We start from the raw sequence: 13,227 nt of genomic DNA on the forward strand, positions 1-13,227 counted from the left end.
TCTTAAATATGACAACACATTCCAATGATTTCCCAAAAATTTTATCATATCATGCTTTTTACACTGTATAACTTGATAAATAATTTTCAGAAAACAAAAAAGCCAACAAATTATTGTTGGCTTTTTCATATTTTAGTAATAACCATACTGCTCTTTTTCTTCTCTTTTATCGTTCAAAATAACACCTAGTAGTTTTCCTGATGCTTTATCTAATATTTGTTTCGCTTTTACGATTTTATCTTTTTCTGTCTTTTCACTTCGTACAACGAGTACGATTCCATCACATTTATTCGCAAGTATTTGTGCATCTGTAACCGCAAGGACAGGTGGTGTGTCTATTAATATAATATCAAACATGCTATATGCTTCTAGCAACGCCTCGTCCATTGCCCGGCTCCCTAATAGTTCTGCTGGGTTTGGCGGGATTGGACCTGCTGCCATTAAGTATACGTTCTCTATATCTGTTTTTTGAATGCATTGCATAAGTTTTGCTTGTCCTGATAATAAGTTCGTTAACCCATTTGAACTATGAACGGCAAATAAGTTTTGTATCGTCGGCTTACGCAAGTCAGCTCCAATTAATAAAACTTTCTTTCCTTGCTGTCCGAAAACAACTGCTAAGTTTGCGATTGTTGTTGTTTTCCCATCACCTGGATCCGCCGAAGTAACAATAATAGAACGAACATGATTATCTACAGATGTAAACTCAATGTTTGTACGAATGTTACGGTATTGTTCTGTAATACGCGATTTAGGCTCTTTATGTGTAATTAATTGTCGTAATGGTTTTCTTTTCTTTCTCCCGAACATATTCATAATCTCCTTTTGTGAAATGCGACATTTCCCTTTTCTCTCTCTTATGCTCGATTTCATACGTCTAATTAATATTCTTGCTGAGTTCCCCACATTTCATCATAATCAATAACATTCTACTTTGTCTTATTTAAGTACCTTAACAATATGACAATGCCCTTATTTCTTTATTACCTTTATCACTTATCCTGTTTTCTAGATAAACAATAAAGTAAGTATATGGTAATTACCATCTATTCACAAGATATTTTCTGATTAGTTTGTATATTATTGTTTCATCGTTATATAGCAGAAATTAAAAAAATCTCCTTGTCTTTTTACAAGGAGATTTTTTTAGTACTATCTATTCTTTTTTATCACCAATTGCAAATGTAATTTCTGCCTCACATGCAACTTCACCATCTACTGTTGCGATTGCTTTTCCTTTTCCAATTGGGCCGCGTACGCGTGTCATTTCTACTTCTAGACGAAGCTGATCACCTGGGCGTACTTGTTTTTTGAAACGGCAATTGTCGATACCTGCAAAGAAAGCAAGTCTTCCGCGGTTTTCTTCTTTCTTTAATACTGCAACTGCTCCGACTTGTGCTAATGCTTCTACAATAAGTACACCAGGCATAACTGCATAGTCAGGGAAGTGTCCGTTAAAGAATTCTTCGTTTGCGGATACATTTTTAATCCCAACCGCTCTTTTTCCTTCATCTACTTCTAATATTTTATCAACAAGTAAAAATGGATAGCGGTGAGGAATGATTTCTTTAATTTGTTCTATATTTAGCATGTAACAATCGCCCCTTTTGTAATATTGGTCTTACCACTTGGACATATTGCTATTATCCCATTTTGTTTATTGTTTGTCATTACAAAGTAACATTTTATATTTAGCACAACTTCCTAAAAAAAAATGCACACACTCTATTCCATTAAAATAGTTGCACATTTTTGCAACTGACACGGAGGTGGAAAAGAGTGTATGCCCAAATTAGGGAAAGGCAATATGTATTGAAACATTATTTGCCTTAATGTCGTATTCGACTCATTATATTATAAACGTTTTCAATTAAGGAAATATTAAATTTAACCATATATATGAATATTTTACCTGTTTCCTTCATATTTCTCTATTTTCCTTCCATTTTCGCAAAAAAACAAAATAAAAAAATATAAAAACAAAAAAAGAACTAAGGCATTAGCCTTAGTTCTTTCAAATCATCTCAAAGCACGCTTTGGTAATCTGTCGATATTCTCTAACATAATACCTGTACCAACCGCAACGCAGTGCATTGGGTTTTCAGCAATTAATACTGGTACTTTTAGTTCTTCTGCTAGAAGCATGTCGATACCGTGTAATAAAGCTCCACCGCCTGTTAGAATAACACCGCGGTCGATGATATCTGCAGATAGTTCTGGTGGTGTGCGCTCTAATACGCCTTTTGCAGCTTGTACAATAACAGCTGCATTTTCTTTTAATGCTTCTGTAATTTCTTCAGAGCATACTGTAATTGTACGTGGTAAGCCTGTTACCATGTCACGTCCGCGAATTTCAAGCTCTTCGCTACGTGCACCTGGGAATACTGTACCAACTTTAATTTTAATATCTTCTGAAGTACGTTCTCCGATTAATAGCTTATACTTACGTTTAATATAGTTTAAGATCTCCATATCAAACTTATCGCCAGCCATTTTGATAGAGGAAGAGGTAACAATATCACCCATAGATAGTACAGCGATATCTGTTGTACCTCCACCAATATCAACAACCATGTTACCGCTTGGTTGGAAGATTTCCATACCAGCACCAACTGCGGCTACTTTTGGTTCTTCTTCTAAAAATACTGTTTTACCACCTGAACGCTCAGCAGCTTCACGAATTGCTTTTTGTTCTACTGATGTAATATTTGTTGGACAACAAATTAAAATACGAGGTTTTGAAAAGAAGCTCTTTACGTCCAATTTGTTAATGAAATACTTTAACATTGCTTCTGTAATTTCGAAGTCTGCGATTACACCATCTTTAAGTGGACGAATTGCTACAATATTACCAGGCGTACGTCCCACCATACTTCTCGCTTCTTCACCTACTGCTAATACTTTACCACTATTACGATCAATTGCCACAACAGATGGCTCATTTAATACAATACCCTTACCTTTAACATGAATTAATACGTTAGCCGTACCTAGGTCAATTCCGATATCTCGCGCAAACATTCCCGTTTTTTCCTCCTCGATATTCAAAATCAGGTTACACCCGAATTCTTTTCACCTAATTTCTGATTTTATCATAAATTTAACAGAAACGTAATATTCGCAAAAAGAATTCTTCTGAAAAATATTACCGAATGTGAACGGAATGTTTGCTACTGTAACATTATTGACGTACAGGCTTCTCTACATCTTCTTTTCTATACTTTTGTTTTGTTGCTTCTCCACCTCTTAAATGACGAATAGACTTATGATAATCAAGAATTTCTTTTACTTCATTTGCGAGCTCTGGATTAATTTCTGGTAGACGTTCTGTTAAATCTTTATGGACTGTACTCTTTGATACCCCAAATTCCTTTGCAATGACACGCACTGTCTTTCTTGTCTCCACGATATACTTACCAATCTTGATAGTTCTCTCTTTGATGTAATCGTGCACACCACTCGCCTCCCTAATTTGGATGTGAGAAGGGTGAAATGAGCCTCGCTGCATACGACTAAGAAGTAAGTGTGAGTGCTGTTTGTAAGCGTTAAACATTCTTGGATTTATAATGAAATGATTCACGATTTCTCACCTCAAACACTCTCTTTGCTTTGGTTTATACCATTGTATTGCCCGCACTACTGATATATGCTACATGTTCACTATTTTTGCGGACTAAGTTAAGAAAAATTACGTTTTTTGTGAGAAATACGTTAAAACTGACTATTATAGCGAAAAAAAATGACACCTTATATATAAGGTGTCATTCTTCTCGTTCCAATTCTTCTTCTAACAATTGATGGTGGGGAACCTCTTTCTTACCGGCAATGTAATAATATAAAGTGAATAAAACAAACAATAAAATAATAGCAGTCGACAGAACAAATAAAAATGACACAGTATCCCCTCCCTTTTGTAATATATATTCGAGAATCTCGTCATTTTTCCTTGTTTTTGCAACTTTTTTCTCGAAATTGAGTATTTTTATATAAAAATAAAAAAATCAGCTCCCTTAGTGGGAACTGATTTTTTCACTTTCTTATTCTTGTGAAGAAGAATCGTTAGATGATTCTGTAGAACCATTTGTTGATTTTTCTTCTTTCTTCGGTTCTTCTTTTTTGTCACTAGTTGAACCGCTTGTTGATTTCTCTTCTTTTTGAGACTTGTCTTCTGTTTTACTTTCTGGTTTCGTGCTCGTTGACTTCTCTTCTTTTTGAGATTTGTCATCAGCTTTTTTACCAGAAGCATTCGTAGCCTTTGCAGCACCTGCATCAGCTTTAATTTCTGTTACTGATTTATTTAAGTAACGTTCAGGGTTCACAGCCACATTGTCTTTACGTACTTCAAAGTGAACGTGAGAGCCTGCCTCTTTATTCATTGCACTTAGACCGGATGTTCCTAATACTTCACCTTGTGCAACTCTTACACCTTTTTCTACTTTCACACTGCCTAAGCTTTGATAAGATACCGCTACACCATTTCCACTATCAACTGTTACAACATAACCAAGAAGTGAATCTTTTTCAGCTTTCGTTACTGTACCACTTAAAGCAGCAGCAACATTGAATTCTTTTCCATTTTTCGCAGCAATGTCAATTCCTTTGTTCGGGGAATATGTGTTGTTATAAAAGACAAGTGCTTTTTCTTGTTCCGCCTCAGTTGCTGCATCTTCATAGAATTTCTTTTGTACGACTACTTCCGCATTCGCGGCAGCTGGCATTTTCACTACTTCTGAAGATTTCGTTACTGGTACTGCTGGATCTTCCGATTGTGTATACGGTGTTGCTTGATCGTGGTTTGGAGTCTTCTTCGGATTAGCTCCTTGGAACCATAGCGCAACCATTAAGATTACCGCTGCACAAGCAATGTATAGTGCCGGAAACACCCATCTTTTTTGAAATAAATGTACTACCTTTTGCGACTTTTTATTATTTCTTCCTCGCATTCCATCATCACCTCAGCAATCATTTTGAACAATATTCACCTATCCTATACAACGTATAACTAATTACTTTTCGACAAAATCTGTAAAAATATGTATAAGAACTGTAAAATTTCCGAGGAAATGATAGAAAAAAGAAAAAACTGAGCACTTTTAGCTCAGTTTTTAGTCTAATTGTTTCTTTTTGTACACAATAATACAAAGAATGATAAGGCATATAGTCCAAATTGTATTGTTTAAAATATGTTCTTGAATCGCAATAAATCCTTCTCCCTTTATAACTTTTTGCAATGCTTCCATAACATGATTTGTCGGAAGAAGCTTAACTACTTTTATAATAAACTCATTCTTAACCATTTCTTGTAGCATCGGCCCCATTATGAATATTATAAAAATCGGAAGCCCCAATATAGATGTTTGTGCTATATTTTGGGATAGTAAGCCAACTATAGTACCTAAAACGACACATAACAATGTTCCTATTAAAATAATAATAACTAGCATACTAATATTTCCTTTAAAAGTATCTAAAATCACTAAACTAATAAAACTAGATGCTAGTACAAAAAATACAGTTAATACACTTTTACCTAAAATAACTTCTATTGGACTTGCTGGAGACAACATCAATACTCGTAACGTGTGTTTTTCCTTCTCCTCTGCAATAATAATTGCTTGCACATAACTTCCCACCATGGTAATCGTCATTACAATAATAAAACCTGCAAAGAACTCTTTTATAGAATCCATATTACTATAAAATACAGCAAGTAGAATAGGTAATAGCGCCATTAATATAACTTGTGAGTTTTTACCTGCATCACTTATTTCTTTTCTTACAATAGCCGAAAACCGTTTCATTGAAAATGTCATTATAATCCCCTCCCAGTAACTTCAATAAAGATATCGCCTAGCGTTGGTTCGTGTGAATGAATAGATAACAGTTCGCCCTTTTTCATCCATTCTGAAATACGATTTGCGCCTAATTCATCTTTTTGCACTACTTCTTTTCGTTTACCTTTTAATACGACCTCTATTTGATCCTTAGCGTATTGTAAGCGCAGGTTCTCTGGCGTATCAAGTGCTACAATTTCTCCGCCACAAAGGAAGGCAATACGGTTACAAAGCGTTTCTGCTTCATCCATGTTGTGAGTCGTTAAGAAAATCGTCGTTCCTTCTTCATTTAAGTCTTTTAAGATTTTATGAATGTTTTGTACGTTTACTGGATCAAGTGCAGATGTTGGTTCATCTAAGAAGAGGATATCTGGTTTATGAAGGATTGCTCTTGCTAGTGTGACGCGTTGCTTCATTCCCTTTGATAGTTTCTTTACTGGTGTTTTTTTATCATCTAATAAATTCACTTGCGCTAGTACTTCATCGATTCGTTCTTTTTTGCAATCGTATAAGTCACAAAATAATAATAAGTTATCATAAATGCTAAGTCTTTCATATAAGCCGCTGTTATCTGTTAAAATACCAATTCGTTTGTAATCGATGCTACTTGGTCCTGTAATATCTTTCCCTAATACTCTTACCGTTCCAACACTATGAAGCAATTGAGAAGTTAAAATTTTTACTGTTGTCGTCTTACCAGATCCACTCGGTCCGAGGAATCCAAAAATCTCTCCTTGCTTCACCTCAATATTTACATTTCCAAGTGCCGTTTTTCCGTCGAAGCTTTTCATTACATCTTTCATTTCAATTGCCAATGTCATTTCTTCATCTCCTTTGTTTTTCTTCTTTATAGATGAAAGTCGCTTTAGCGCTTTTCGTTCGTTTGTTTCGCTTTTCTTGACTCAATCATATGAAAAACAAAGGGATTACGCAGTAAAATACCGGTAAAAGGAGTATTTTTACCGGTGAATGAATCGCATGTTGAGCTTATTGGAGCACTTTTTATAGCCCAATCACACCTTTTAATTCATCCATGCGTCCTTTTGAAAGTGGAATTGAACTTTTTCTTTCGTCATCCAAAATTAAACTGAAACTGTTACGAGTCCATGTAATCACTTCTCGTACTCTTTGTAAATTTACAAGGTACGAGCGATGACATCTAAAGAAACCAAAACCTGTTAATCTCGCTTCTAGTTCACTTAATGTTAATGCACATACGAAATCGCCTTCACGAACGTGAATATGCGTTACTCCGTTTTGCGTTTCAATGAAATGGATTTCCATCGGATCAAGTAAAATGATTTTATCGTTCACTTTCGCAGGTATTCTTTCTAACTTCATTTGCGGAATCATTTGAATGACTTTTTCTTCACCGACTTCTTCCACTTCCTCTTGCTCAATTTCTATCTTTTTCACACCATCGTTGTTTAATATGTATACATCCTCCGTTAACGAAAGGGCATCCGATAGAAAAGATGACGTAATAAAAATCGCCTTTCCTTGCTCTTTCATTTTCATAATTGCTTTTCGAATAATAATCGTACTCTCTATATCTACATTTTGCTCTGGCTCTTCCAAAATGACTAAATCCGGATTATGAATCATCATTCGTCCAATATGAAGACGGCGTTTCTCTGAAAATGACAATTTTTCTATTTTAACGTTTAGTTTATCTAGGAGACCAACAGACTGCACAACTTCTTCTATACTTATCTTTGATTCATAAAGCCCTATTAAAAACTTAAAGTATTCTTTCACCTTCAAACGATCATATGCCTCATCTTTCAAAAAACAAAAACCGATGCGGGAATAATTTTTCTTTCCAATTGCTTCTCCTTCAAACAGTACATTGCCAGTCGAAGCTTCTTCTTCACCAATAATGATGCGGTGTAACACTTTAGCTGTATGATTATTGCATTGCAAAACAATACATTGTCCTTTTTCAACCTTTAGCTCAATTTCTGGTAACTGGTTCGTCTTCTCTAACTGTTTCAACTCCAGTAGCGCCATTTCGTCTCCTCCAAATATTTTTTATCCTATTATATCAAACAATTAATGGAAAATTATTCTATTCCAAACAAAAAAATAGGCGCCAGAGTTCTGACACCTATTTCTTCACCATCAATTTTCCTTCATAATCATTCATCGTCTTTATTTCAACGCCTTTATAGTAATGAGCGACGATATCTGTATATTTCTTTCCTTCTGCTGCCATGCCGTTCGCCCCGTATTGACTCATACCAACGCCGTGACCGAAGCCTTTCGTCGTAACGATGATTTTATCCCCTTGTTGTTTCCATGTGAAATCAGAAGAACGTAAATCTAACTTTTCACGAACTTCTTTTCCTGTTAATGTTTTTCCTTGAAAAGCTACATCCTTTACGCGCTTTCCTTCCGTAAGGTCTTTAATATTGCCAACCTTTCCGTCTGCTAGCACTTTCACACCGAGACGTTTTTGAAAATCAGCTACTGTAAATGTTTGCTCGCTCGTAAACTTTGGAGAGGCTTGATCCCACGGACTATCTACACTTTTCAAGTACGGATAATCATTTCCCCAATAGTCAGCTGCATTTTCTGTTCGGCCATTACTCGTTGAAAAGAAGGATGCTGAAATTGGTTTTCCATCATACGTTAAAACTTGTCCTGCTGTTTTCGAAACGGCTTCTTCGATTTTCTTCAAATTATTTTCGTAGTTATTGCCCCATTGTTTCTTCAATTCTTCTTTGCTTTTGTACACTTGATCTTTCACCGTATCTGTCACGTCCGCATTATTTTTCTTTCCTCCGCTTAGCATACGTTGTACTACAAATGTTCTCGCTGCTAATGCCTGCGCCTTTAGTGCCTCTATTTCAAAACTGGCATTCATCTCAGAAGCTACTACACCTGTCACATACTCCTCCACTGGTAATGTTTCTACCTTCTTCTGTTTTTCGCGATATACAGCAACTTGAACAGCTGTATCTACTTTTCCTGGAGCTGGTATGCTTTCTATCGCTGGAGGAGTTTTAGAGGCCGTTTCTTCCCCTACTTTTGCTTTCGCAAATGGAATAACAAGGGCTGCAGGTACAATGATAACGAGCGCTATTAAGAGCGCTACTGTAATAAAAAGTGGCTTTGAAAATTTCATCCTATTTCCCCCAATATAAAAGCTTTACTCCATTCATTCTTATGGAACAACTCTTTCTTTTAGAACATACTTAAGGGGAAGAGTATAAAACAGAAATTTTCTAAATATTTTTACTGGTACGTGCATAAGTATAGAATTTATTGACTATAACAGTAATAACCCAAAAAAATAGCCCCTATGTCAAAAGACATAGAGACTATTTTAATTAAGCGTGAAGATCAGAAACTTCTTGTTCTTTCACTTCTTCTACTTTTTCGTTTACACGTTCAATAGTTGCACCTAATGCAGCTAATTTCTTATGGAAGTTTACATAGCCACGGTCAAGATGTTTTAACTCAGTTACACGAGTATAACCTTCTGATACTAAACCAGCTAAGATTAATGCAGCTGCAGCACGTAAGTCAGTTGCTGCTACTTCAGCACCTTGTAAGCTGTTTGGACCGTTCATAATAACAGAACGACCTTCAATTTTAATATCAGCATTCATACGACGGAATTCTTCAACGTGCATAAAGCGGTTTTCGAATACCGTTTCTGTAATCATGCTTGTTCCATCAGCTTGTAGTAATAATGCCATCATTTGTGATTGCATGTCTGTTGGGAAACCTGGGTGAGGCATAGTTTTAATATCAACCGCTTTTAACTTATCTGGGCCGATAACACGTACACCTTCGTTTTCCTCAATAATTTTAACACCCATTTCTTCCATTTTCGCTGTAATTGAGCGTAAATGTTCAGGTACAGCATTTTCAATTAAGATGTCTCCACCAGTAATTGCTGCTGCAACCATGAATGTTCCCGCTTCAATACGGTCAGGAATAATAGAGTGGTTTGCACCATATAATTTATCAACGCCTTCGATACGAATCGTTCCAGTTCCAGCTCCGCGTACTTTCGCTCCCATCGCATTTAAGAAGTTAGCTAAGTCAACGATTTCTGGTTCTTTCGCTGCGTTTTCAAGAATTGTTGTCCCTTTTGCTAATGTAGCTGCAGACATAATGTTTTCTGTCGCGCCTACGCTTGGGAAGTCTAAGTAGATTTTAGCTCCTTTTAGTTCTCCCTCAACATATGCCTCAACAAAACCGTTACCAACCTGTACTTTTGCTCCCATTGCTTCGAAGCCTTTTAAATGTTGGTCAATTGGACGTGAACCAATTGCACATCCACCAGGAAGTGCAATACGAGCACGACCGTTACGTGCTAATAATGGTCCCATTACTTGAACAGATGCACGCATTTTACGTACATATTCAAATGGTGCTTCAATGTTTAGTTCTTTAGAAGAATCGATTGTTACTTGATTATTTTCAAATACGACTTCAGCATTTAAATGACGTAATACCTCATTAATTGTGTATACATCAGACAAAACTGGTACTTCAGATAGTACATTCTTTCCATCACTCGCTAATAGGGCTGCAGCGATTATAGGTAATACAGCATTTTTTGCGCCCTCAACACGCACTGTGCCGTTTAACCGCTTTCCGCCACGGACGATGATCTTTTCCAAATTATTCCCCTCCGTGTCCTTTTTTCAGTATCTATTCACTCAATACTCAGAAGTTATGATCGGTGTGCCAACCACAATTGTATCTTTGTTGTCTGTAGAACGTATTGCTATTTGCACATTTATTTTCTCTCTATTTGTTGAAAGAGCGTCATCCCACTTTTTATTGTATGCGGAGACTGACACAAATGCTCTTTCTTCTACTTGTTCGATCGCTCTTGCTGAAAGATCTTTCAAAACCTGATTGGTTTTATTTTGCAAAACACCTTCAATCTTATCATTCAGTACACCTTGAACACAAGTGTAAATTATAGGTTTTTCACTAAAAATTTTATTCATGTTTTGAACATACTTCGGGTCCCATTTCGCCCCACTTACTTCAAAGATAATGAAAGTGTTTTCTTTAGTATTTTCTTTACTCCAAGTTACTACTACTCGTTCTTCATAAGAAGAAAGCTTTTTATAGGATGTAGCTTTATATCCATCTGGAGATTGCTCTACTTCCCACTTTTGAATATTTGCCTTTTCCTTCACATCGTTTAACAACTTTTGAAACGTATGTATGTTAGAAATTGTTTTTGTTTCTCTCGCTAACCATGACCATTTTTCTACTTTAGCATCATTTTTCTCTAAAGCCTTGATCATGCTCTCCATTTTCTGTTCATCGCTTATCGGTTTCATCTCTCTATATCCAACCAAAAATAAAACAACACTAAGTGCAACAATAAGAATGGCTTTAAACTTCAATTTCATCCCCTCCTATCCCCATTGTTAACGGAGATTTGAGGTTCTATACACTTACTTTACTAAATACGTTAAACTCTTCGAATAGCCTAAATAATCAAGGAAAAAGTTACTTACAGATGTCCCAATTGCAATTGTAATTAAGATGAGTAATACTCGCGTCTGCAGCACTTTTCCGGACTTCATTAAACGCTCAATGTGAATGCCTTGTAAGGCCCACCACGTAATGGTAATAAACAATAAATGCGAAACAATGGCAATCAGTGCTTGTTGCCCTAAAAGTTGTGCCAAAAAATCGACCCCTTTTTACTCAGCTACTACTTATGAAAGAATATAAAAACGATACCATAATAAGTAGGAGCTACACTTTTTCAAATGCACATAGACATCTTACATTTTACATCGTGATTTTCTTTCCAAAAACGTATATCTACATTACAAGTTAACACAAAATAAAAAGCGCAGAGTACTGACTCCACACCTTTTATTTTCACTATTGTACCACGTTCCCTAAGAAGAAGAAATCTTTCATTAATGGAAAATATTCATAAAAGAAATTGTACCCAATCATCGGCATAATCCCTAGTATTACAATCGAAATTGCACAAAGACTCATAACAACCTTTATATTTAACGGTAACCGTATTCTCTCTTCTGTCTCTCCTGTGCGGAAAAACATTTGTTGTAAAATACGGAAATAATATACGAATGAAACAACTGTGGTACCCATCATAATCGAAGCTAGTACGTAATGTGCTGGCTCTACATGAAGTGCGCCTAAAAAGATGTTAATCTTTCCAATGAATCCAGCCGTTCCTGGTATCCCAGCCAGCGATAAAATAAAAATTGTCATCATTATCGCTGTAAATGGCGACCTTTTATATAAACCTGTGAAAATTGTTATATTTTCCTCATCATTTTGTAAGATTAAGCCGTGGATAATGGCAAATGCGCCTATATTCATAAGCATGTATGCCAGCATATAAAACCACATGCTATCTAGCGTAAATGGTGATAATGCCACAAGTGGAACGAGTAAATATCCTGCATGTGCAATGCCTGAATAAGCAAATAAACGCTTTATATTGTATTGTTTTAACGCGACTACATTCCCAACAATCATCGTAATACTTGCTAGCACCGCAATATATATACTCATATGCCCATATAAAGATTGCATATCTCCTTGTATTAATACACTTGCAAAGGTCATAAGGAACAAACGAATAATGAGTAGGAACCCGGCAATTTTAGAAATCGTTCCAAGAAAAGCAGTAACTGGTGTAGCCGCTCCTTCATACACATCAGGTGCCCACATATGAAACGGCACTGTGGCAATTTTAAATGAGAGACCAACTAGCAATAAAAGAAATGCGAGAGCTAACAATAACTGAATACCACTAGCGAGTTCCCCAGTGAGTACCTTTTGCATATCTACAATGTTAGTTGAACCTGTAATACCGTATAAATAACTCATTCCGAAGAGCGTAATCGCCGTTCCAATTCCTCCGCTAATGACGTATTTCATTGCCGCTTCATTTGATGCACGGCTCTTTTTTCGTATTCCTACTAAAATATAAGAAGAAAGTGAAAGTAACTCCAAACCAACGAAAAGGGTAATAAAATCAACACTAGAAGCCATGAACATCGCACCAAGAAGTGCCATTAAAAATAAATAATAATATTCACCTTTATCTTCGATTGGATTCTTCTTATCATCGCTCATTGCGGTGCATAAAATGAGGGCTGAGGCACCTAATAGCAACGTTTTAAACCCTTTTGAAAATCCATCTAACACAAACGATCCATTTAAAATATCTCCTGCTGGTTCGCTATATAGAGTAATTAATGACACGATTGCTAATACGATGGCAGCAATCGCACCAAGAGCTACATATCTATGGTTCAGCTTAAAAAACAAATCACATATGGAAAGGAGGATGGCGGCGCCGAGAATAATAAATTCTGGCACCATTAGATGCCACGATAAGCTAAGTAACGTATTCATATCCATC

The 13,227-nt window shown here is 36.1% G+C and carries 14 protein-coding genes; all 14 read right to left on the reverse strand.

Going from position 1 to position 13,227, the window contains the following annotated elements; translation table 11 throughout:
- Positions 1-132 precede the first annotated feature (132 nt).
- The gene (locus NST90_RS25030; RefSeq protein WP_116291516.1) at positions 133-810 is read right to left on the reverse strand and encodes a CpsD/CapB family tyrosine-protein kinase; all 678 of its coding nucleotides are present in this window, start codon (positions 808-810) and stop codon (positions 133-135) included.
- 346 nt (positions 811-1,156) lie between these two features.
- A complete protein-coding gene (gene fabZ / locus NST90_RS25035) occupies positions 1,157-1,591 on the reverse strand; it encodes a 3-hydroxyacyl-ACP dehydratase FabZ (RefSeq protein WP_000931959.1) in 435 nt (144 codons plus the stop codon).
- 428 nt (positions 1,592-2,019) lie between these two features.
- Entirely contained in the window at positions 2,020-3,021 is a 1,002-nt protein-coding gene (locus NST90_RS25040) for a rod shape-determining protein (RefSeq protein WP_000457978.1), read from the reverse strand.
- Positions 3,022-3,181: 160 nt separating this feature from the next.
- Positions 3,182-3,454 (reverse strand): sporulation transcriptional regulator SpoIIID, encoded by a 273-nt coding sequence (gene spoIIID, locus NST90_RS25045; RefSeq protein ID WP_000544012.1) that lies wholly within the window; start codon positions 3,452-3,454, stop codon positions 3,182-3,184.
- Between the two features lie 307 nt (positions 3,455-3,761).
- Positions 3,762-3,896, reverse strand: a complete 135-nt coding sequence (locus NST90_RS25050) for a hypothetical protein (protein ID WP_000008903.1) — start codon at positions 3,894-3,896, stop codon at positions 3,762-3,764.
- A gap of 141 nt (positions 3,897-4,037) precedes the next feature.
- Positions 4,038-4,943, reverse strand: a complete 906-nt coding sequence (locus NST90_RS25055; protein ID WP_048558297.1) for a M23 family metallopeptidase — start codon at positions 4,941-4,943, stop codon at positions 4,038-4,040.
- A gap of 162 nt (positions 4,944-5,105) precedes the next feature.
- Entirely contained in the window at positions 5,106-5,813 is a 708-nt protein-coding gene (locus NST90_RS25060; protein ID WP_006926555.1) for an ABC transporter permease, read from the reverse strand.
- Entirely contained in the window at positions 5,813-6,655 is an 843-nt protein-coding gene (locus tag NST90_RS25065) for an ABC transporter ATP-binding protein (protein ID WP_044306737.1), read from the reverse strand. Before NST90_RS25065 ends, NST90_RS25060 begins: the two co-directional genes overlap by 1 nt.
- Positions 6,656-6,836: 181 nt before the next feature.
- On the reverse strand, positions 6,837-7,844 hold the full coding sequence (locus tag NST90_RS25070) for a LytTR family transcriptional regulator DNA-binding domain-containing protein (protein ID WP_044306738.1): 1,008 nt from the start codon (positions 7,842-7,844) through the stop codon (positions 6,837-6,839).
- Between the two features lie 97 nt (positions 7,845-7,941).
- Positions 7,942-8,961, reverse strand: coding sequence for a stage II sporulation protein D (gene spoIID, locus NST90_RS25075; protein ID WP_033696074.1), 1,020 nt, complete (start codon positions 8,959-8,961; stop codon positions 7,942-7,944).
- 205 nt (positions 8,962-9,166) lie between these two features.
- Entirely contained in the window at positions 9,167-10,471 is a 1,305-nt protein-coding gene (gene murA, locus NST90_RS25080; protein ID WP_000411274.1) for a UDP-N-acetylglucosamine 1-carboxyvinyltransferase, read from the reverse strand.
- A gap of 39 nt (positions 10,472-10,510) precedes the next feature.
- Positions 10,511-11,215 carry a YwmB family TATA-box binding protein gene (locus NST90_RS25085; RefSeq protein ID WP_000669016.1) on the reverse strand — a complete coding sequence of 235 codons (705 nt, stop codon included), beginning with the start codon at positions 11,213-11,215 and terminating at the stop codon, positions 10,511-10,513.
- Between the two features lie 51 nt (positions 11,216-11,266).
- Entirely contained in the window at positions 11,267-11,503 is a 237-nt protein-coding gene (locus NST90_RS25090; protein WP_000057889.1) for a DUF1146 family protein, read from the reverse strand.
- A 202-nt stretch (positions 11,504-11,705) separates the two neighbouring features.
- Entirely contained in the window at positions 11,706-13,220 is a 1,515-nt protein-coding gene (gene nuoN, locus NST90_RS25095) for an NADH-quinone oxidoreductase subunit NuoN (RefSeq protein WP_325863828.1), read from the reverse strand.
- Positions 13,221-13,227 lie beyond the last annotated feature (7 nt).

The sequence above is a fragment of the Bacillus sp. FSL E2-8900 genome, from assembly GCF_037966225.1.
In the GTDB taxonomy this organism is placed as follows: Bacteria; Bacillota; Bacilli; order Bacillales; family Bacillaceae_G; genus Bacillus_A; species Bacillus_A cereus.

What these genes read in the sequence shown, in the direction of transcription:
- NST90_RS25030 (WP_116291516.1), bottom strand. Translation starts at nt 810, where the DNA reads ATGTTCGGGAGAAAGAAAAGAAAACCATTACGACAATTAATTACACAT.
- fabZ (WP_000931959.1), bottom strand. Translation starts at nt 1,591, where the DNA reads ATGCTAAATATAGAACAAATTAAAGAAATCATTCCTCACCGCTATCCA.
- NST90_RS25040 (WP_000457978.1), bottom strand. Translation starts at nt 3,021, where the DNA reads ATGTTTGCGCGAGATATCGGAATTGACCTAGGTACGGCTAACGTATTA.
- NST90_RS25055 (WP_048558297.1), bottom strand. Translation starts at nt 4,943, where the DNA reads ATGCGAGGAAGAAATAATAAAAAGTCGCAAAAGGTAGTACATTTATTT.
- NST90_RS25060 (WP_006926555.1), bottom strand. Translation starts at nt 5,813, where the DNA reads ATGACATTTTCAATGAAACGGTTTTCGGCTATTGTAAGAAAAGAAATA.
- NST90_RS25065 (WP_044306737.1), bottom strand. Translation starts at nt 6,655, where the DNA reads ATGACATTGGCAATTGAAATGAAAGATGTAATGAAAAGCTTCGACGGA.
- NST90_RS25070 (WP_044306738.1), bottom strand. Translation starts at nt 7,844, where the DNA reads ATGGCGCTACTGGAGTTGAAACAGTTAGAGAAGACGAACCAGTTACCA.
- spoIID (WP_033696074.1), bottom strand. Translation starts at nt 8,961, where the DNA reads ATGAAATTTTCAAAGCCACTTTTTATTACAGTAGCGCTCTTAATAGCG.
- nuoN (WP_325863828.1), bottom strand. Translation starts at nt 13,220, where the DNA reads ATGAATACGTTACTTAGCTTATCGTGGCATCTAATGGTGCCAGAATTT.